This window comes from Sphingomonas sp. CFBP 13728 (assembly GCF_014841895.1).
Taxonomy (GTDB): Bacteria; Pseudomonadota; Alphaproteobacteria; order Sphingomonadales; family Sphingomonadaceae; genus Sphingomonas.
This window is the reverse complement of record NZ_JACYUS010000001.1, coordinates 1,570,460-1,590,124: the sequence shown is the minus strand read 5'-3', so window position 1 is coordinate 1,590,124 and position 19,665 is coordinate 1,570,460. Positions and strand designations below refer to the sequence as shown.

17 protein-coding genes are annotated in these 19,665 nt (G+C 64.1%); 6 read left to right on the top strand and 11 right to left on the bottom strand.

Going from position 1 to position 19,665, the window contains the following annotated elements; all coding sequences use genetic code 11:
- Positions 1 to 67 precede the first annotated feature (67 nt).
- The 5 genes from IFT67_RS07125 to IFT67_RS07105 form a co-directional block, all read right to left on the bottom strand.
- Positions 68 to 727 carry a dTMP kinase gene (locus IFT67_RS07125; RefSeq protein ID WP_192145827.1) on the bottom strand — a complete coding sequence of 220 codons (660 nt, stop codon included), beginning with the start codon at positions 725 to 727 and terminating at the stop codon, positions 68 to 70.
- A 38-nt stretch (positions 728 to 765) separates the two neighbouring features.
- Positions 766 to 3,324, bottom strand: coding sequence for a bifunctional lysylphosphatidylglycerol flippase/synthetase MprF (mprF, locus tag IFT67_RS07120; protein WP_244647192.1), 2,559 nt, complete (start codon positions 3,322 to 3,324; stop codon positions 766 to 768).
- A 4-nt stretch (positions 3,325 to 3,328) separates the two neighbouring features.
- A complete protein-coding gene (locus IFT67_RS07115; protein WP_192975051.1) occupies positions 3,329 to 3,733 on the bottom strand; it encodes a DUF2147 domain-containing protein in 405 nt (134 codons plus the stop codon).
- Positions 3,734 to 3,743: 10 nt separating this feature from the next.
- Positions 3,744 to 4,451, bottom strand: coding sequence for an AcvB/VirJ family lysyl-phosphatidylglycerol hydrolase (locus tag IFT67_RS07110; RefSeq protein ID WP_192145823.1), 708 nt, complete (start codon positions 4,449 to 4,451; stop codon positions 3,744 to 3,746).
- Positions 4,452 to 4,550: 99 nt separating this feature from the next.
- Positions 4,551 to 4,838, bottom strand: coding sequence for a chorismate mutase (locus IFT67_RS07105; RefSeq protein WP_192145821.1), 288 nt, complete (start codon positions 4,836 to 4,838; stop codon positions 4,551 to 4,553).
- A 149-nt stretch (positions 4,839 to 4,987) separates the two neighbouring features.
- Between IFT67_RS07105 and IFT67_RS07100 the strand changes: the two genes are divergently transcribed.
- Entirely contained in the window at positions 4,988 to 6,016 is a 1,029-nt protein-coding gene (locus IFT67_RS07100; RefSeq protein WP_192145819.1) for a polyprenyl synthetase family protein, read from the top strand.
- Positions 6,017 to 6,021: 5 nt separating this feature from the next.
- Here the strand turns inward: IFT67_RS07100 and IFT67_RS07095 are convergent, their stop codons facing one another.
- The 4 genes from IFT67_RS07095 to IFT67_RS07080 form a co-directional block, all read right to left on the bottom strand.
- On the bottom strand, positions 6,022 to 7,539 hold the full coding sequence (locus IFT67_RS07095; RefSeq protein ID WP_192145817.1) for an oligosaccharide flippase family protein: 1,518 nt from the start codon (positions 7,537 to 7,539) through the stop codon (positions 6,022 to 6,024).
- A gap of 118 nt (positions 7,540 to 7,657) precedes the next feature.
- Positions 7,658 to 10,432 carry a DNA polymerase I gene (gene polA / locus IFT67_RS07090; RefSeq protein ID WP_192145815.1) on the bottom strand — a complete coding sequence of 925 codons (2,775 nt, stop codon included), beginning with the start codon at positions 10,430 to 10,432 and terminating at the stop codon, positions 7,658 to 7,660.
- Between the two features lie 310 nt (positions 10,433 to 10,742).
- A complete protein-coding gene (locus IFT67_RS07085) occupies positions 10,743 to 11,699 on the bottom strand; it encodes an isopenicillin N synthase family dioxygenase (RefSeq protein WP_056055084.1) in 957 nt (318 codons plus the stop codon).
- A 118-nt stretch (positions 11,700 to 11,817) separates the two neighbouring features.
- Entirely contained in the window at positions 11,818 to 12,315 is a 498-nt protein-coding gene (locus tag IFT67_RS07080) for a hypothetical protein (protein ID WP_192145813.1), read from the bottom strand.
- Between the two features lie 126 nt (positions 12,316 to 12,441).
- Between IFT67_RS07080 and IFT67_RS07075 the strand changes: the two genes are divergently transcribed.
- From IFT67_RS07075 to IFT67_RS21055, 5 genes are all read left to right on the top strand, one after another.
- Entirely contained in the window at positions 12,442 to 13,701 is a 1,260-nt protein-coding gene (locus tag IFT67_RS07075; protein ID WP_192145811.1) for a multidrug effflux MFS transporter, read from the top strand.
- A 79-nt stretch (positions 13,702 to 13,780) separates the two neighbouring features.
- Positions 13,781 to 14,125 carry a hypothetical protein gene (locus tag IFT67_RS07070; protein ID WP_056065779.1) on the top strand — a complete coding sequence of 115 codons (345 nt, stop codon included), beginning with the start codon at positions 13,781 to 13,783 and terminating at the stop codon, positions 14,123 to 14,125.
- 554 nt (positions 14,126 to 14,679) lie between these two features.
- Positions 14,680 to 15,345 (top strand): outer membrane protein, encoded by a 666-nt coding sequence (locus IFT67_RS07065; RefSeq protein WP_107963864.1) that lies wholly within the window; start codon positions 14,680 to 14,682, stop codon positions 15,343 to 15,345.
- Positions 15,346 to 15,998: 653 nt separating this feature from the next.
- A complete protein-coding gene (locus IFT67_RS20560; protein ID WP_342450576.1) occupies positions 15,999 to 16,802 on the top strand; it encodes a thermonuclease family protein in 804 nt (267 codons plus the stop codon).
- Positions 16,803 to 16,845: 43 nt separating this feature from the next.
- Positions 16,846 to 17,022, top strand: coding sequence for an antitoxin (locus IFT67_RS21055; protein WP_524539092.1), 177 nt, complete (start codon positions 16,846 to 16,848; stop codon positions 17,020 to 17,022).
- A 62-nt stretch (positions 17,023 to 17,084) separates the two neighbouring features.
- Here IFT67_RS21055 and IFT67_RS07055 read toward each other — a convergent pair whose 3' ends face one another.
- Both IFT67_RS07055 and IFT67_RS07050 read right to left on the bottom strand, forming a co-directional pair.
- Positions 17,085 to 17,867 carry a DUF7946 domain-containing protein gene (locus IFT67_RS07055; RefSeq protein ID WP_192145809.1) on the bottom strand — a complete coding sequence of 261 codons (783 nt, stop codon included), beginning with the start codon at positions 17,865 to 17,867 and terminating at the stop codon, positions 17,085 to 17,087.
- Between the two features lie 728 nt (positions 17,868 to 18,595).
- Positions 18,596 to 19,651, bottom strand: a complete 1,056-nt coding sequence (locus IFT67_RS07050; protein ID WP_192145807.1) for a ribonucleotide-diphosphate reductase subunit beta — start codon at positions 19,649 to 19,651, stop codon at positions 18,596 to 18,598.
- Between the last annotated feature and the right edge of the window lie 14 nt (positions 19,652 to 19,665).

Sequence of the window (19,665 nt, the reverse complement as noted above, 5' to 3'; positions counted from 1 at the left end):
CGTCGGATGCCGTTACTGTGACCTTTCCAATTGGGCCCGGCCTTCGCCGGGGTGGAGGGCAGCGGCGTCAGGAAAGGAGGGCGACGATCTCCGCCGCGATCTCGGCGGGCAAGCGCGACGCGCCGTCAGTGACCGTCGACACCGTTGCCCAGCGGCCCAGCAATCCGGCCTCGGCCATCGCTGTGTAATTCGTCCGCACCCGATCCTGCAGTCCGGTATCCGCCTCGTACGCATCGAACGCGTCGTCGGTGTAGGACCGCTTGCGCTTCTTCATGATCAGTCCACGCGCGATGTCGGCGGGCGTGTCGAGATACACCGACAGGTCAGGCTTCGGCAGCGCGAACGAGCCCGTCTCCAAATCCGCGATCCACGCCATCATCGCGTCAGCCTCATCCGCCGGAACCTGCGCCGCCTGATACGCCATGTTCGAGGCGATATACCGGTCGAACACCACCACATCGTTCGCCGCCATCGTCGCCAGCAGATGCTTGCGCGACTCCATCCGGTCGAGCGCATACAGCACCGCCGCCGCCCTGGGCGACGTGCCGCGCGGCAGTGTCCCCGCCAGCATCGCGCCCAGCGCCCAGCCGCCGACCGTCTCGGTATAGCGCGGGAACGACACGACGTCCGCGGTGCGGCCCGCGGCGCGCAACTGCTCGACCACCAGTGCCGAGGCGGTGGCTTTGCCCGCGCCGTCGGCGCCTTCGATTGCCAGGAGAAAACTCATCTCGTCTGCCCTAGCAAGGCGGGGGGCCCTAGCAAGCCTTACCGACTCACCAAAGCCTGCAAATCGATCAGCCCGCGTAACAACGACGTGCCACCCGGCGAGGCGATATAGCGCGGTGTCCAGTTCGGGCGGAACTTCTCCTTGTACGCGCGCAGGCCGGCGAACCCGTAGAAGCGCTCGCCGTGGCGGAACAGGAAGGCCGCCACCTTCGACCAGGTCGGGGACAGCCGCCGCGCCTCGATCCCCGACAGCGGCGCCATGCCGAGCGAGAAATGCCGATAGCCATGCTCGTGACCCCACAGCATCAGTCGCGTGAACAGGAAATCCATCCCGCCCTGCGGCATGTCCTCGGCGTGGCGCATGAGGTCGATCGACAGTTCCTGCTTGTTCCGCGTCGCCCAGATATTGGCGAAGGCAACGATGCGCCCCTCGATCCGCACCACCGCGCAGTCGAACTTCGCCAGATAGTCGGGCTCGAACTTGCCGACGCTGAAGCTCTTTTCGGCGTGATCCTTGTCGGCCAGCCACCAGTCGGAGATCGCCTGCAATTCGGGGATGATCGCCAGCATCTCGGCGGCCGGGACGACGGCGAACTGCGCACCGGCACGTTCGGCGACGCGGCTTGCCTTGCGGACGCTGCGCATCTCGGGCGTCGCCAGCGTGAAGCCGTCGAGCTCGACCGTCGCCTCTTCGCCGTATTTGACCAGCTTCAGCCCCATCTCGATCGCGATCGGCACGATCCGGAGGCCGATCTGGTACAGCAGCAACCGACCCTGTGCGGCGTCGGCGCGGGCGCGGATCGCCCATAACAGCTCGGACCATGCCTCGCTCGGGCCGACCGGGTCGCCGATCACGATCCAGCTCGCGCCCTTGACCTGGTACATCAGGAACGCGTCGCCGCTGTCCGAGACGAGGAAGCGCTTGTCGCCGGTGAAGGCGAGCATCGCGTCGGTGCGGTCGGCATGCGCGAGCGCGGCGGTCGCGACGTCGTCGGGCAGCATGTCGTGGACCATCGGCACCGGCGCCGCGGCGAACAGCCGCCAGATCGCCGCACCGATCAGCAACAGCCCGACCGCGAGGCTGGTGCGCAGAAAACGCGAGGCGTTGGCGTCGGTCTCGAACCGCCACCACAGGTCGCTCGAATAGCCGACATGGCGATAGGCGAAGAACCCGATCAGCACCGACAGGCCGATCGCCGCGCCGACCCCGACCAGCCACTCCGGTGACAATGGCTCCGCGGTCAGTCGCGTCCGCCGGTAGAACGCCGCGCGCGTCCATTGCAGCGCGGCGGCGGTCAGCAGGAGGATCGTCGCCTCCTCGTAATCCAGGCCCTTGGCGATCGACAGCAGCGCACCCGCGACGAGCAGGGTCCGCGCCGCCCAGAACGCGCCGTCGAGCCGCCGGTACAGCCCGAGCGCGACCAGCAGCAGCATGACGCCGACGAGGCTTGCCGCGACGTGCGCCATCTCGCTGAACGGCAGCGGGAGGATCGTCGCCAGCGTGTCCATGCGGCCGGGCGCGGCGGGCAGGGCACCCGAGACGAGCAGCATCGCACCGCTCATGAACACCAGTACGCCGAGCAGCAGCGGTGCGAGCGGCAGCGCGATCGCCAGCGGATCGGTACCGCGCCCGCGCCCCCGCTTCCGCCATTGCTTGCCCTCGTGGAACGCCATCAGCACCGCGGCCAGGATCAGCGGCGCGACGTAATAGATGATGCGATAGGCGAGCAGCGCCGCGAGGATCGTCGCATTGTCCTGCGGCATCGTCGCGATGATCACCGCCTCGAACACGCCGAGCCCGCCGGGCACATGGCTGATCAACGCGACGACGATCGCGACCGCATAGCCGAGGAACAGCATCGGATAGAGCTCGGGCGAGGCGTTCGGCAGCAGCACGAACAGCGCCGCGCTCGCCGCCGCGAGGTCGACCGTCGAGACCAGCACGAGCGCCAGCGCCTGCCGCCAGTTCGGCAACGGCAACCGCCAGCCGAGCAGCCCGATCGATCCGCCGTGGCGATGGCGCAGCACGATGCCCAGCATGACGAGCGGAATGACGATGCCGATGCCACGCTCCAGCAGCGGCGGCATCGTCCACTTGACGATCGGCAGCATCCCCGGATGGATCGCCATCGACAGGCACGCGACGGTGATCACCCCCGCCCAGAACGTCACCCCCGCGATCAGGACGACGCGGGCGACGGCGGCCTCGTCGAGCCCGGCGCGGCTATAGACACGGTAGCGCGCCGATCCGCCGGTGAGCATCGCGAGGCCGAGATTGTGGCTGATCGTGTAGCTGGTGAACGACGCCACCGCCGCCGTCCGCCAGCGCAAGGGGTGGCCGATCACCTGCAACGCGATCGTATCGTAGAAGGTCAGCGCGATGTAACTGATGACGGTCAGCCCGATCGACACCGACAGCTGTGGCCAGCCTAGTGCCGAGAACGCGGCGCGCACTTCGGACAGCCGGATCTCCGCGGTCAGCTTGTGAATCGCCGCGAAGCCGAGCACCGCCACGACCAGCACCGCCAGCGCGATCAGCATGCCCCGCCGGTGCGCGATCCAGTCGCGCGTCCGGATGACCCATGGAGCCGTCGTCATCGGGTCAACCGCGGTGCCAGATCTGGGACTTGCAGAAGAACCCGCCGATCAGGCACCCCTTCACCGAAATCGTGTTCGCATCGACCAGCTTCAGCGTGGAGCCGAACGTGCGACCCATGTCGGGTACGAAGATCGTGCCGGACCAAGTGTTGCGGCCGCTCGGGCGGTATTCGCGCAACAACGCGGTGCCGATCAGCTTGGGTGTGCCACCGTCGCGCGCGTCGGCCTGCGCTTCATCGGTCGCGCGAACCACCCATCCGCACAGCTTGTCGCCACAGGCACCGGTCTTCACCGCCACGCTGTTCTTGGGATTGTGCCAAATCCCTTCCACCGCGGAGGCGGGGGCAGGGGGTGCGGCAGGAGCGGGGCTGCCCGCGGCCATCGCGAGCGCCATCAGTGCAGGAATCATCGATCGATCCTTAATGCGCGAATACGAACCGCGAGACCGTAGCGTAAAGCGCATCGGCGTCGCGGTGAAGCGGGTGCCCCCCCGGCAGGGCAATGATCCGGGCATTGGGCTGCTTCAGCAGCGGACACAAGCTGTGGGCTTCCACGATGCCGTGGATGCACAGCAAGGGTGCCCAAGTGAGCTGCCGCGCAGTCGGCAGCGCATCGCTGGTCGGCGTCCAGTAATCGAAGATCTCACCCGGCGACGCGCGGAACTGTACGGTATTCTCGGGCACGATCAGCGCGACTCGCGTCACCTTGTCGCGCAGGCTCGCGGGCAACCCGACGAGACCGACGTGAAGCATGTCCGCGCCGAACGACACGCCGATCAGCACGACGCGGTCGGTATGCCCCAATCGCAGCGCGCGTTGCTCGGCCCGTGCGATCAGCGAGGTGATCTCCGCGGGCGTGCGGGTCTTGCGCAGATAGGTCAGCGTATTGACGCCGACCACGGGAATACCGTCGGCGGCAAGACGCTCCGCGATGTCGGGGCTCATGCCCGTGTTGAAGCCGATGTCGCCCGACAGCAGCACGACCGCAAACGGCGCCCGGTCGGAGGTGCTGCGCGCGGCTATGTCGGTGAACAGCGCCCCCCCGAAATAGCCCAGCCAGCCCATCACACCCATCGCCAAAGCGACGATCAGGGCGAGAACGATCAGGGCTCGGCGAACACGCGTCATCGACAACCGATTGCACCTGCCTGGATGATCGACAGGTGGAGAATGAATGACGTTTTCGTCACGGATCGTGACACTTACGCCGATCGGGACCGATCCGTATCAGGCGTGATCGTGCGCCAGCCGCTCGTGGTGGCGGATCACTTCGTCGATGATGAAGCGCAGGAATTTCTCCGAGAATTCCGGATCGAGCTGCGCATCCGCCGCAAGCTGCCGCAGCCTTGTGATCTGGCGTTCCTCGCGACCTGGATCGGCGGGCGGAAGCCCGTGCGTGGCCTTGTGCCGGCCGACCGCCTGCGTCACCTTGAAGCGCTCGGCAAGCATGTGGATCAGTGCCGCATCGATATTGTCGATGCTCTGGCGATATCCGTTCAGCAGGTCGTCAGCCATCGCACACCCTTCCAGATTGGTTCGGGCGCCTTTTGCGGGGATGCGTCCTACTCCGCAAGGCCCGGCAAGGCCCGGCAAGGCTCGGCAGGGCCAGGCAGAGCCCGGCAAGGGTTGCTTTGCAGGGGCATAGGCGTCAGAGGCTCGGTGAGATGAGCGCCACCGTCCACCGCCTCGAAACCATACGTTCCAATCCCGAGTCCCAGCCGTCGCTGGACCCGATGGTCAAACTCGTCTCCGGCGACATGGACCAGGTCAATGCGGTGATCCGCGGCCGGATGGAGTCGGAAATCCCGCTGATCCCCGAACTCGCCGGTCACCTGATCGCGGGTGGGGGCAAGCGGATGCGGCCGATGCTGACGCTCGCGAGCGCGCAACTGATCGACTATACCGGTACGCAGCACCACCTGCTCGCCGCCGCGGTCGAATTCATCCATACCGCGACGCTGCTCCACGACGACGTCGTCGATGGCTCCGACCTGCGCCGGGGCAAGCGCACCGCCAACATCATCTGGGGCAATCCCGCGAGCGTGCTGGTCGGCGATTTCCTGTTCAGCCGCAGCTTCGAACTGATGGTCGAGGCGGGCAGTCTCAAGGCGCTGAAGATCCTGTCGTCGACCAGCGCGGTCATCGCCGAGGGCGAGGTCAACCAGCTCACCGCCGCGCGCCGCGTCGATCTTGGCGAGGAGCGCTATCTCGACATCATCGGCGCGAAGACCGCGGCGCTGTTCGCGGCCGCGTGCCGGATTTCGGCGGTCGTTGCCGATCGCTCCGAGGCAGAGGAAGCCGCGCTCGACGCCTATGGCCGCAACCTGGGCATCGCGTTCCAGCTCGTCGACGACGCGATCGACTACGTCTCGGACGCGGACACGATGGGCAAGGACGCGGGTGACGACTTCCGCGAGGGCAAGATGACTCTTCCGGTGATCCTCGCCTATGCGCGTGGCTCGGCCGAGGACCGTGCGTTCTGGAAGGATGCCGTCGAAGGCCGCCGCGATAGCGAGGCCGATCTCCAGCACGCGATCCGCCTGATCCGCTCGACTCGCGCGATCGACGACACCTTCGCACGCGCCCGGCATTACGGCCAGCGTGCGATCGACTCGATCGGTGGCTTCCCCAACGGCGAAGCGAAGGACGCCATGATCGAAGCCGTCGAGTTCGCGGTCGCCCGCGCATACTGATCGCGTTAGCGTATCGGTGATCCGGCATTCGGCAGCGTCGCCTCGCCGACTGGCGTCGACTTGCCGAACAGGGCGCGGTCGGCGGGGCCGAATGCGTATTTCCACAGGATGTAGAGATAGGTGGCCGCGATCGCGGGTTCGCCGATCGCGAGTTCGACCCATTCGTAACGCTTGGGTAGCGCGGTGAACGCGCCACCGACTACGATCGCGGCGAGCGCGGCCCAGATCAGCGGCCAGCGCCACGGCGATACGTTGGCGCCGAGCAGGTGCCCGAGCAGCTTCGACTTGATGATCGACGTCACCCCGACCGACAGCATCAGCGCGATCGCCGGGCCGGCCGCCTGGTAATTGACCGGGTAGCCGAGCTTACGGATCGTGAAGATCAGCGCGAAACTGAGCCCGATCTGGAACGCGAGCATTGCCGCCGAGATCATCAGGTTCCGGTGGCGGGCGATGTAGACGAGGGCGGATTCGCTGACCGCGCCGGTCGACGCGAGCACTTCGGCGGTCAGCAGGAACGCGAGCGCGGCGGTGCCGGCGACGAACTGCGGGCCGACCACGCCCATCACCGCTTCACCTGGGATCGAGCCCATCAGCGCGAGTCCCCCTTGCGCGGCCATGATCCAGAACGCGACCTGGCGGACCTGATTGGCGATCGCGGCGCAGTCGTTGATCGCGAGGCTGTGGGTGATGACGGGGCCGAGGATCGGGTCGAAGCTGGTCTTCAGTTTCTGCGGGAGGCTCGCGACCTGCTGCGCCATGTAATAGATGCCGACGATTTTCGGTTCGAACATCACGCCGAGGATGAAGCGATCGACGTTGCGGCTACCCCATTCGAGGATGTCCGCGCCGGCCAGGGGTACGTTGGCGCGGGCGAGCGCGTACAATGGACGGAGCTGGGGTTTCCAGCCGCGCGGCACACCGTAGCTGCGCAGGAACGGCACGAGGCTGGCGATCAGCGCCGCGGTCATCGACGCGACGTAACTAAGGACCAGGCCGTCGCGGATCGTGAAGTAAGAGAACGCCCAGGCGGCGATCGAGATCGTCCAGGGCTCGACCACCGCGCGGGCGGTCACTGCCGCCTTGACGTTGAGCCTGTACGCGAGCGCGGCGAGGCTGACGTCGGACCAGGCGATCGCGACGATAATCAGCGGCAGGAACCGGTCGAGCCCGGTAATCGCGCTGTTCGGATACATGATCTGCGGGAACGTGCAGAGCACGGCGCTAGCGACTAGAGACGCGACGAACGCGACCGCCATCGCGTCCCATACGACGTTGGCGTGCGGGCGGTCGGCGCTGCTGAGCGCCTGGGCTAGACCGCGCTTTAAACCGAGCGTGGCAAGGAGCGCGGCGAGTTCGACGACCACTACGGCAATCGCGAACCGGCCGACGAGGTCAGGGCCGTAGATGCGGCCGGCGATGAACAGGAACGGGATTCGCGCGGCGAGGCGGAGGACGAAGCCGGCGATGTTGGTCCGACCACCCTTGGCGAGCGTGTCGATATCCTGCGTGGCCTCGGTCACGCTGCTGCGCCATTCGTGGATCGCGCCGCGGCAAAGCCGCGTCGTCGGTCGGAGCGAACGCTCCGCCGGCCGCGCTGGTGCGAGTCAGCCGGACATGGCCGGCTGCCGCCCTGCGCGTTCAATGTGCCGCTCCCCAGCTAAGGCCGGTGCCAATTTCGATGCCGAGTGGGACGTCGAGCGTCACCGCGGGTTGCGCGGCGTTCGCCATGACCTGCTCGATCACGGGCTTGGCTGCCTCCACGTCACCTTCCGGCAATTCGAACACGAGTTCGTCGTGGACCTGAAGCAGCATGCGGACATTGGGCAGGCCCGCTTCGAGCAACGCCGGCCCCATCCGCACCATCGCGCGCTTGATGATGTCGGCGCTCGTCCCCTGGATCGGCGCGTTGATCGCCGCGCGCTCGGCGCCCTGCCGCTCGTGCTGGATCTTCGAACGGATGCGGGGGAAGTGCGTTTTGCGTCCGAACAGCGTGGTGGTAAAGCCGCTCGCGCGAACGCTTTCCGTGGTCTCGACGATGTAGTTGGAGATACCGGGGAAGCGGTCGAAATAGCGGTCGATCATCGCCTGCGCTTCGTCCGCCGACACGTCCAAACGCCCCGCGAGGCCCCAGCGCGAGATGCCGTAGAGGATCGCGAAGTTGATCGTCTTCGCGCGGCCACGGGTGTCGCGGTTGACCTCGCCAAACAGTTCCTGCGCGGTGAGGCTGTGGATATCGTCGCCGTTCGCGAACGCGGCCTTCAGCGCGGGGACGTTCGCCATGTGCGCGGCCAGCCGCAGCTCGATCTGCGAGTAATCGGCGGCGAGGATCACGTTGCCGGGTTCCGCCACGAACGCGTCGCGGATCTGGCGGCCGATCTCGGTGCGGATCGGGATGTTCTGCAGGTTGGGATCGGTCGACGACAGGCGACCGGTCTGTGCGCCGGTCAGCGAGTAGGACGTATGGACGCGGCCCGTCGCCGGGTTGATCTGTGCCTGCAATGCGTCGGTGTAGGTCGATTTCAGCTTCGATAGCTGGCGCCAGTCGAGCACCTTCCGCGCGATCACCGCGCCGGGCGAATCCTTGTCCGCCGCGATCCGCTCGAGTTCGTTGACGTCGGTCGAATAGACGCCGGACTTGCCTTTGCGGCCGCCCTTGATGCCCATCTTCTCGAACAACACGTCGCCCAATTGCTTGGGGCTGCCGATCGTGAACGGCGCGCCCGCGAGCGCGTGGATCTCGGTTTCGAGGCTCGCCATCTGGCCGGCGAACTCGGTCGAGAGCTTCGACAGTTTGGCGGCGTCGACCTTGATCCCGTGCATCTCCATCTGCGCGATGACGGGGACGAGCGGGCGATCGACCATCTCGTACACGCGCGTCGAGCCCTCCGCGGGCAGGCGACGCTTGAACCGGCGCCAGAGACGGAGCGTGACGTCGGCGTCCTCGGCGGCGTAGCGCGTGGCGGCCTTGAGGTCGATTTCGTTGAAGGTCCGCTGCGTCTTGCCGGTGCCGACGACGTCCTTGAACGCGATGCAGCTGTGCGAGAGGTGCGTGGCGGCGAGTTCGTCCATGCCGTGGCCGTGCAGGCCGGCGTCGAGATCGAAGCTCATCACGATGGTGTCGTCGAACGGCGCGATGTTCACGCCGCCCGTCGACGCATAGGCGCGGCCGAGGACGATCATGTCGTATTTGAGGTTGTGGCCGATCTTCAGGACGCTCGGGTCTTCCAGCAGTGGCTTCAGCTTCTCTAGCACGAGCGCGCGATCGAGCTGGACCGGGTTTTCCGCGAGCAAATCCGTCCCGCCATGCGCGATAGGTACGTAGCAGGCGAGGTTCGGATGCAGCGCCATGCTCACCCCGACGAGATCGGCGCGCGTCGCGTCGATGCCGGTGGTCTCGGTGTCGATGGCGATCCAGCCTTGATGGCGGGCGACGGTGATCCAGCGATCGAGTGCGGCTTCGTCGACGACGGTTTCGTAGTCGTCGTGCTTGCAGGGCTCGTCCTCGTCGAACTCGGCTGTGCTTGCCGGTTCGGCGACGGGGGCTTCGGCGACCGCGGAAAGCTTGGCGATCAGCGACTTGAAGCCGTGATGTTCGAGGAACGCACGAAGGGGGGCGTCGGGGATGCCCTTGAGTTCGAGATCTTCGAGCGGTTCGGGCAGCGCGACGTCGCATTTGAGCGTGACGAGCACTTTGGACAGCCGGGCCATCTCGGCATGCTCGATCAGGTTGTCGCGGAGCTTGCCCTTCTTCATGCCGTCGGCGGCGGCGAGTACGGATTCGAGATCGCCGTGTTCGAGGATCAGTTTCGCCGCGGTCTTGGGGCCGACGCCGGGGACGCCGGGGACGTTGTCGACGCTATCGCCCATCAGCGCGAGCACGTCGCCGAGCTGCGCGGGGGAGACGCCGTGGAATTTCTCCGCGACATGCTCCGCGCCGAGCCGCCGGTTGTTCATCGTGTCGTACATGTCGAGGCCGGGCTCGATCAGCTGCATCAGGTCCTTGTCGGAACTGACGATCGTGACTTCCCAGCCTTGGGCGAGCGCGGCCTTCGCGTAACACGCTATGATGTCGTCGGCTTCGAGTCCCTCGGTCTCGATGCAGGGGAGGCTGAACGCGCGCGTGGCGTCGCGGATCATCGGGAACTGCGGGACGAGATCTTCGGGCGGCGGGGGACGCTGCGCCTTGTACTTGTCGTAGAGATCGTTGCGGAAGGTCTTCGACGACTTGTCGAGAATGACCGCCATGTGCGTGGGGCCATCGGCGGCGTGGACCTCGTCCGCGAGCTTCCACAGCATCGTCGTATAGCCATACACCGCGCCGACCGGCTCGCCATGCTTGTTGGTGAGCGGCGGCAGCCGGTGATAGGCGCGGAAGATATAGCCGGAGCCGTCGACGAGATAGAGATGGGGCATCGCGCGCGGTCTAGCGGATGCGGGGGCGGGCTCCAATGGGCGAAGCGTGGTTGTTGGGTATCAGGTGGGGAGAAAAGCGGTGGGGTGTTTGCGCGCTTTAGCCTTCCCGAGAGATGCGCCACCCCGGCGGAGGCCGGGGCCCAGTTGGGAGACGGCGATAATAGAGCGGTGCGCGTCGTTACGACCACCTTTCCAACTGGGCCCCGGCCTTCGCCGGGGTGGTGCAGTGGTCAGTGCCAGCGTTCCTTGTTCTCCCGCGAAGGCGGGAGCCCAGTCTGGATCCCCGCCTTCGCGGGGAAACATGATGCCTCTACTTCTTGATCAGCCCGATCTCGACGAGGCGCTCGTACAGGTAGTCGTGCGCGGTGATCGGGTTTGGATAGCGGTTCGCGTTGTCCGGTGTGATCGTGCCCGGCAGCGTCTCGATCAGGAAATCCGGCGCGGGGTGGAGGAAGAACGGCATCGAATAGCGTGAGTGGCCGCGACGCTCGGGGGGCGGGTTGACGACGCGGTGCGTGGTCGAGGGGAGCACGTTGTTGGTCAGCCGCTGGAGCATGTCGCCGACGTTGACGACCATCGCGCCCTCGGGCGGCTTGATCGACAGCCAGCGGCCGTTGGCGCGGTCGAGCAGTTCGAGGCCCGCTTCCTCGGCACCAAGCAACAGGGTGATGAGGTTGATGTCCTCATGCGCGCCGGCGCGGACGCCCTCGGCGTCGGCGGGGATCGGTGGGTAATGCAGCAAGCGGAGGATGCTGTTGCCGTCCTTGACCGCCGGGTCGAACCAGTCGGGCTTGAGCTTCAGGTGGCGTGCGATCGCCGAGAGGAGCTTGTCGCCGGCGCGATCGAATGCGGCGAAGAGTTCGAGGAAGACCGGCTTGAAGCCCTCGGGACGCGTCGGCCAGACGTTGGGGGCCATCGTGTCCGCGTAACGATGACCCTCGGGGAGTTCGCGGCCGACGTGCCAGAATTCCTTGAGGTCGACGACCTTGGCGTCCTTGGCGATCTCGGTCTTGAACGGCGTGTAGCCGCGCGCGCCGCCGCCGCCGGGGATGTGGTAGCCGCGCTTTTCGTCCTCGGGGAGGTCGAACAGGAGCTTCGTCTCGGCCCAGGCCCGCTCGATCAGGTCGGCGGGGATGCCGTGGTCGGCGACGATCGCAAAGCCGTAGCGCTCGAACGATTCGCCGAACGCGGCGGCGAAACCGTCGGGGTCGGTATCCTGCGTGGCGAGGCTGAGCGTCGGGACCTGGGCGGCGGGCGTATCGAGCATGGGGTGCGTGTCCGGTTTGGGGGATGCCCGATATAGGCGATCGGGGGTGGCGTGCCAAATGCCTGGGTTAGGTTGGGGCGAGATTTCAATCCTCCCCTTGGCGAGGGACGATCGTAGACTAGCCGCTGATGACGATCGTGCCGGTCGCCTTGTCCTTGCCGTCGGGCGCGAGTTCGAGGCGGAAGGGTTTGTTCTCGTCGGTGGTGCCGATCAGGTTCGCGCCCTCGGGATGGACCTGGTAGCCGACCTTCCCGAGCCGCTGTGCGAACCAGTCGCGGACGATAGTGGGTGTTGCCGGGCTGGCGAAGGCGACGCGCAACCCGCCCGCCTTGTCGTCGCCGACGATGTTCAGCGTCTTGATCGACGACCCCGGATACAGCCGCACGCCGTTGAGATCGAAATTGCTCGTGTCGATCTTGATCTTCGGCAGCTTCACCGAGCCCTGGAAGCCGGGCACGTCGATCTTCATCTCGCCGGTCTCGCCGTCGATCGCGCCGAGGACGTTGCCGCCATCGGCGTTGATCGAGACCGATGCGCCTTCGTTCGAGCGATCGCAGGCGGACAGTGCGAGCACGCTGGTAAGGCCTACAGCAGCGGTAAAGAGCGGACGGATCATGGCTGTCTCCGAAGTGTGTTGTTCTGACAATACAGATAGGGGGCGGCGGCGCATCGCGCAATCATCAGCCCTGCGCCGGTTAGCGGGTTCCGCAAGACCGGCCGAGCGGGTAAAGGCGCACGCATCATGCAGACCCAGGATCCCCAATCCGACGCGCCAGCGATGCGCGGCGCGCCGATCGGTTTCGTCGAGTTCGTCGCGCTCGTCGCCTCGTTGATGTCGCTGACTGCGCTCGGCATCGACTCGATGCTGCCAGCGCTGCCGGCGATCGGCGACTCGCTCGGTGTCGCGACCGAGAACGGACGGCAGTTCGTCGTCACCGCGTTCGTGATCGGCTTCGGCGTCGCGCAACTCGTCCACGGGCCGCTCGCGGATCGGTTCGGGCGGCGGACGGTGCTGTTGTGGTCGCTCGTCCTGTACATCATCGCCAACGTCGCGTGCGCGACTGCTGGGAGTTTCACGCTGCTGCTGGCGGCGCGCGCGTTCGGTGGCGCAGTGATCGCCGCGGCGCGGGTGGCGACGATTGCTTTGGTCCGCGACTGCTATCACGGGCGGGCGATGGCGCGGGTGATGTCGATCGCGTTCATGGTGTTCATGATCGTCCCGATATTGGCGCCGACGTTCGGCTGGACGGTGCTGCAGTTCGGCGACTGGCGCGCGATCTTCTGGACGGTGGCGGTGTTGACGCTGGGCGTGCTGGTCTGGTTCTACCTGCGGATGCCCGAGACGCTGGCGCCCGAGAACGTCCTGCCGATCACGCCGGGGCGTATCTTCAGCGATTGGCGGCAGACGTTGAGCGATCGCAATTCGCTGGGCTATACGCTCGCCTCGACCGCGTTGATGGGGGCGCTGTACGGCTATCTCAATTCGATCCAGCAGATCATGGCGGACGTGTTCCACAAGCCGACGTTGCTCGCGTTGATCTTCGCGACGACGTCGGTGACGATGGCGGCGTGCAACCTGCTCAACTCGCGGATCGTGATGCGGCTGGGGACTCGGTTGATCAGCCATGGCGCGCTGTCGGTGCTGATCCTGGTGTCGCTCGTCCACCTGTTCGCGATCGAGATCGGGTTCGAGACGTTGGTGAGTTTCGCGGTCTTCCAGGCGCTCACGCTCGGCTGTTTCGGGCTGGCGACGTCGAACTTCTCGGCGATGGCGATGGAGAATATGGGGCGGATCGCCGGTACCGCGTCGAGCGTGCAGGGATTCCTGAGCGTCACGGTCGGCGCGGTGTTCGGCGCGCTGATCGGGCAGGCGTTCGACGGCACTACCGTGCCGCTGGTCGGCGGGTTCTTGCTCGCAGGGTTGGCGGCGCTGGTCGCCATTCTCGTGACCGAGCGGGGGCGCTTGTTCCGGCCGGCGTCGACCGCACCCGTCCGCGCTTGAAGGAACCACCGCGCACGTCCACCGTTCGCATCTGGTAGGCCCGCAACGTGCGGGCGTCCTGGAACGAGGGAGTGTGACCATGGGCGGACATCAGGTGCCGAGTGCCGGATCGGGCGACGACGGCTACGACGAAGAAGGCTATGACGAGAGCCAGCGCGCCGAGATCCTCGAGGCCACGCGCAACGGGCCGAGCGACGGCATCATCCTGACCGACCTCGAACCCGATCTGGGCGAAGACGACACCGACGACGAGTCGATCGACGAGACCAAGATGGATTCGGAAGAGGTCGGCGAGACGGACTCGTCCGTGACGATGGACGAAGCCGACATGGACGAGGACGACGTCCAGGACGAACTCGACGACGACACGATCGACGACGACGAAGACCTGAAGGACGCCGACGACGTCGCGCTGAAGCCCTGAACGATCTGCGACGCGCCTCGTACGGGCGCGTCGCCTTCAGCCCGTGGCGTTGGCCAGGGCCGCGAGATCGCCTGCGTTGTACGTAGCGCCGATCGCGTCGGTGGATCCTTGGACGACATTCCCCGACGAAGCGTTGGTTGCCGCCGGTTCCGGCGCATCGCTGGCCACGTCATAGGCCGTCCACAAGATTCCCGCCGACCAGAACAAGGCCGCCCAACGGCTGCGGAACAGGCGTTAAAATCCCATGGATGCTGCGTCGCACACGGATTGTCACCAGCTGGTAAACGCAGAGCGTTAACAGCGTAGACCGCTGCTTTTTGCCGCTTTTCCGCTGTATTTCTGCCTATACCATGCCGTTTGCGCCACAGTTCGTTCATGTAAATGACAGGAACCGTTGCTGTAACGCAACACAGGCGAACAGTTCCCTGGCAGTTCCCTGAATGTGACGTTTTTTGTGCAACCATGTGACCGCCGGCCGGTTTCGACTTGCCTGGACCGAACCGACGCACCGTGCAGTCGGGGATCCACGCAACACACGATATAAGGTCAAACTCATGCGTAAGCTTTCCCTGGCAATCGCCCTCGCCGCCGCAACGGTCGCAGTTCCCGCCTTCGCGCAGGACATGTCGGCACCAGCCCCCACCGACAACAGCGCACAGCCCGGCGAAGCAGCAGCGCCCGACGGCTCGAAGGCATTCGGCATCGAGCCGTATTTCGGCGTGATGGGCGGCTGGGAGCAGTTCGACAACGAGGCAGGTCACGGCATCCCGCAGGCGATCAACGCTGACGGTTCGACCCGTCGCAGCTACAAGCCATCGGGCTCGCTGGTCCAGGGCGTCATCGGCGTCAACGTGCCGCTCGGCCCGGTCTTCGTCGGCGCAGAAGGCAACGTGATCAAGGGCATCGATGGCAACATCGATTGGGAATACGGCGCAGCAGGCCGCTTCGGCTTCCGCGCTGGCGACAGCGGCCTGATCTACGGCAAGGTCGGCTACCAGTGGGTCAACTTCGACCATTTCTCGGGTCGTTCGAACGTCGTCGCAGACACCGGTCGTGACTATCACGCAGTGACCTACGGCATCGGCGCAGAAGTCGGTCCGCAGAGCATCGGCCTGAAGGGCATCACCGGCAACGCAGGCTTCCGCATCCGCGCAGAGGTCAACACCTTCGGTGCGGCACAGAGCTTCCGTCCGATGCTCGGTATCATCACGCACTTCTAAGCCTTGCGCCTCGCAAGAGGCATAAGCTGGACGCGTAACGGGGGCGGGGAGTGGCTAGGGCCATTTCCCGCCCTTCGTGTGTCCAGCGTTTCCAGTGGGTTGGCGAGTGAAGTATAGGAAGTGTAGACGCTCGCACGATTCCTCGCACTGCCTCAAATCGGCCAGGTGCGGCCCTGCTCTATGGCACGGCGGCGATGGCGAACCGGGTGTTCGGGAGGATGTATCGGAGCGATGCCATGTGTCGATCTGGGCACGGCTTGCCCATGTAGGACAGCGTATTCGCCGTCTTCGCCATGGCGATCCTGACCGAGATGCCTCCCGGTGCGGGATCGGCGGCGAGATCGAAGATGCAGAGGGCGATATAGGGGCAGGTCCGGTCGTCCTGCCCGTCAGTTATGACGGCCTGGTCGGAGCCTTCGCGCGGTGCGTCGTCGCCTTGGCAATATATGCCGTCACGTATCTGGCCTTCTTACTCCGAAACCAGCCGACATCGAAATCCGATCGGTCGCGTGAATCCACTTTGCCACGCGCGCATGGGATCAGCGATGTTCACGATGCGTTCGCCTCGTTTCCGACTCCGCTCGCCGCAAGTTCGGGTGGCGGTACGGTGACTTCCGCGCGCGCGCGCGTACGCGCGGGCGATGATGGAGTATGTGTTTGATTTCATGCGGTTGCTCGGCGGCAATCGCGCTGGCGCCACGCGTGGGCGCGGAGGGTCCGGGCGCGGCGCAAAGCCGGGAGTCCTGCTGCAACTCCGCCTGGTGTTCTACGGCGTGCTGCTCGGGCTGATGATGCCGGTGATCCGCCAGATCGACTGGGCGGCGCTGGTACCGCCCGGATTCAAGATCGAATGGCCGACCGGGTTCGGCATCGCCTGGCCTGCCGGGCATCTGCGCGTGCCGGGTGGCTGGGGTTGGGGTGCAGACGCGGCCAAGGCCAAGGCGGAGGCGTCGGCCGCCGCGACCGCCGCGGCGGGCGCCGCGACCAATGCCGGTGCCGCCACCACCGCGACGGGCGCGCTTGCCACTGCGGCGGGCGTCGCCAGCGCGGCGTCGACCATCGCGGCGGCCGCGTCCGCGCTGTCGGGCGGCAAGCCGGTCTCCGCGCGCTTCACGATCTGCGGCCACGCCAAGCGGATCGACTGCATGGTCGACGGCGACACGTTCTGGATGGCGGGCACCAAGATCCGCATCGCCGACATCGACACGCCCGAAACCCACCCGCCCCGCTGCGCCCGCGAAGCGCGGCTGGGGCAGGCGGCAACGCTGAAGATGCAGGCGCTGCTCAACGCCGGCCCCTTCACGCTGACCCCGATCAAGCGCGACGTCGACCGCTATGGGCGGAAGCTGCGTATCGTTGAGAGGGGTGGGAAGTCGCTGGGCGCGATACTGGTCCGCCACGGCCTCGCGCGGCAATATGGTGGGGGGAAGCGGTCGCCCTGGTGTGGCTGGGCGTGAGTTGTCGCTGGTCGTGGTTAGCGCTGGGGTGTATCTCTGACGGGTGATCCGTGAGAACGCCTTGTTCGATACTAGTGATTCAGCAGCGGAGGCTGAGGCCGATGGGCGGGCCGACACGGACGTGCGCGATGGGCGATTGATCAGCCACGACGCGGTCAAGCGCTGGCTATCGTCATGGGGTTCGACCGAACCTCTGCCCCGACCTGACGGTGGCGACTAATTGCTCGTCGCGTGAACAAGATTTCGGCTATCTACCTAGAACAGCGCTCCGCAAAATCATGACTAAGCTGCGTTTCGCACGTCAAAGCAGTCGTAAATAATAATCTTCTTCAGCCGTCCGTCATTGTGTTTAATTGGAGTAAATCTAATGTTAACGCGATCGCCATTGCCTTGGGCATAGCGACGTAGGTAAGTCGATAAATTGGCAACGGTTCTTGATTCTGCATCTCGAGAAACGGCGTAAGGAACAGTCCTGCCTAAATCAAACATGTATACGCGACCGCTTCGGTTGTTAACATTTAGCGCGGCTACCGACACGTCTTGATTTGAAACTTCTCCCACGATTTCTTCAGTTACAAAATCTTTAGTTTTTGAATTCATTTGAACTTTATCATCACCATCGATGATGCTGATAGTTTTGTCGTCGTCGTCTATCCAGCGATGCGCAGATATTAACGCCGATTCTGAAGCCTCTGACATTGCCGCCAAATCGCCGTCTGGTATCTTCGTCCCTGGAATATTAATTCCATGGTCGTCATCTTGTCCAGTTCCTAATGAAACTAGCTTTGAGAGCAGCGCCTCGGATCGCCGCTTGGCGGCGTCTCCCAAAACCCTGTCTGCGAATTTAGATATTTGGTCAAAGATGAACTCAAAACTGCCATTTTTAACGCCGGATAATTGTACCTGTAACATCGGCGAATAAGGTGCTCTAAAGCGAACCTCGTTTGTTGCTGCGTAGTGGGCGGCTATGGTAGCAACGCGTACTATCCCGTCTAGAGACTTGAGCCCTTCGTAAGCTTCAAGTCGATGGTGTTCGGCCTCTGAACCAGAAAAGCTGATCCGCATCAATCTGGGTCCTTTTAGTCGCAGTCAACTGTTCTTGTCCAAAACAGGACGGTGAACGATAGAGCTGATAAAACTACCAGTAAAAGCGTGGAGTATTTCCGTATTTCTAAAAACTCCGAGCCCAACGCGTAACTCTCTGTCCAAATGTATGATATGCCAATTAATGTTGGAAGGAAAAAAATTACTAGTGTGAGTATGCTAAATAGAGCGAGTGTAGTATATTTAATAACTGCGATTATTATATTTGATTTAACCGATACGATGCCCTGACCAAATGGTTCAGCCCATGCTTCGTCATTTGGAAAGCTTAGATATATAAGCTTCGATTTTTCGATGTCTTTCGTGTCGCATGCAAACTTCAGCCGGCGGTCAAAATTCCGGGAGTCGCATGAGCGAATCATGGATACAATCGATAGAGAAAGCGAGCAGATGCAAAATATATACAAGCCGTAAGGAATATCCTTTAGAGGATATCCTGCCACTGATAAGGTCTGGCCGATACCCTCTGATCGCAGCATGTACAAAATAGAAAAACAGAGCGAAATAATCATCAGGCGATTTGCGCTCTTAGAGCTCAAGTTTCTCGCGTCAGCTAGGCGTTTAAGGCTGTCGTCTGAGTGTAATTCTGGGCAGCCACTACTGGGTAGCGATGCCCTGTACCAATCACGCAGTGCGGACCGCGTCGCGAAATTGCCATTTGCTTCCACGGTCCGCAAGCTACACATCTGTTATTCTGCTGCAACCCCCACATCACCGAACATATCCCGAACTTCACTCAGGTCCACATTCGCCGCAGGCCCCTTCTTCGCGGTCTGGCGCTTGTCGAACGAGTCCCAGACGTCGTTCCACTGGCCCTTGGTCGCGGCCTTCGAATACTCGGTCGCCCGCTGTTCGAAGAAGTTGGCGTGCTCGACGCCGTTGAGCATCGGGGCGAGCCAGGGCAGCGGGTGCTCGTCGATCATGTAGATCGGCTTCAGGCCGAGCTGAGTCATGCGCCAGTCGGCGATGAAGCGGATGTACTTCTTGATCTCCTTGGGGGTCATGCCGTTGACCGGGCCCATCTCGAAGGCGAGGTCGATGAAATTGTCCTCGAGGCGGATCGTCGTCTGGCAGACGTCGGCGATGTCGTCCTTGACCGCCTTGGTCAGGCACTGGCGCTCCTGACAGAAGGTGTGGAACATCTTGATGATGCCCTCGCAGTGGAGGCTCTCGTCGCGGATCGACCAGGTGACGATCTGGCCCATGCCCTTCATCTTGTTGAAGCGCGGGAAGTTCATCAGCATCGCGAACGACGCGAACAGCTGGACGCCCTCGGTGAAGCCGCCAAACATGGCGAGCGTGCGCGCGATGTCCTCGTCGTTGTCGACGGTGAACTGCTGCATGTAGTCATGCTTTTCCTTCATCTCGGCATATTCGAGGAAGGCGCCGTACTCGCTCTCGGGCATGCCGATGGTGTCGAGCAGATGGCTGTAGGCGGCGATGTGGACCGTCTCCATGTTGCTGAACGAGGTCAGCATCATCTTGATCTCGGTCGGCTTGAACACGCGGCCGTATTTCTCGTGGTAGCAATCCTGCACCTCGACATCGGCCTGCGTGAAGAAGCGGAAGATCTGCGTGAGCAGGTTGCGCTCGTGATCGCTGAGCTTCTGCGCCCAATCGCGGCAATCTTCGCCCAAGGGCACTTCCTCGGGGAGCCAATGGAGCTGCTGCTGGCGCTTCCAGAACTCGAACGCCCAAGGGTATTCGAATGGCTTGTACTGCTTGGAGGCGTGGAGGAGGGACATGGGATACTCCGGAA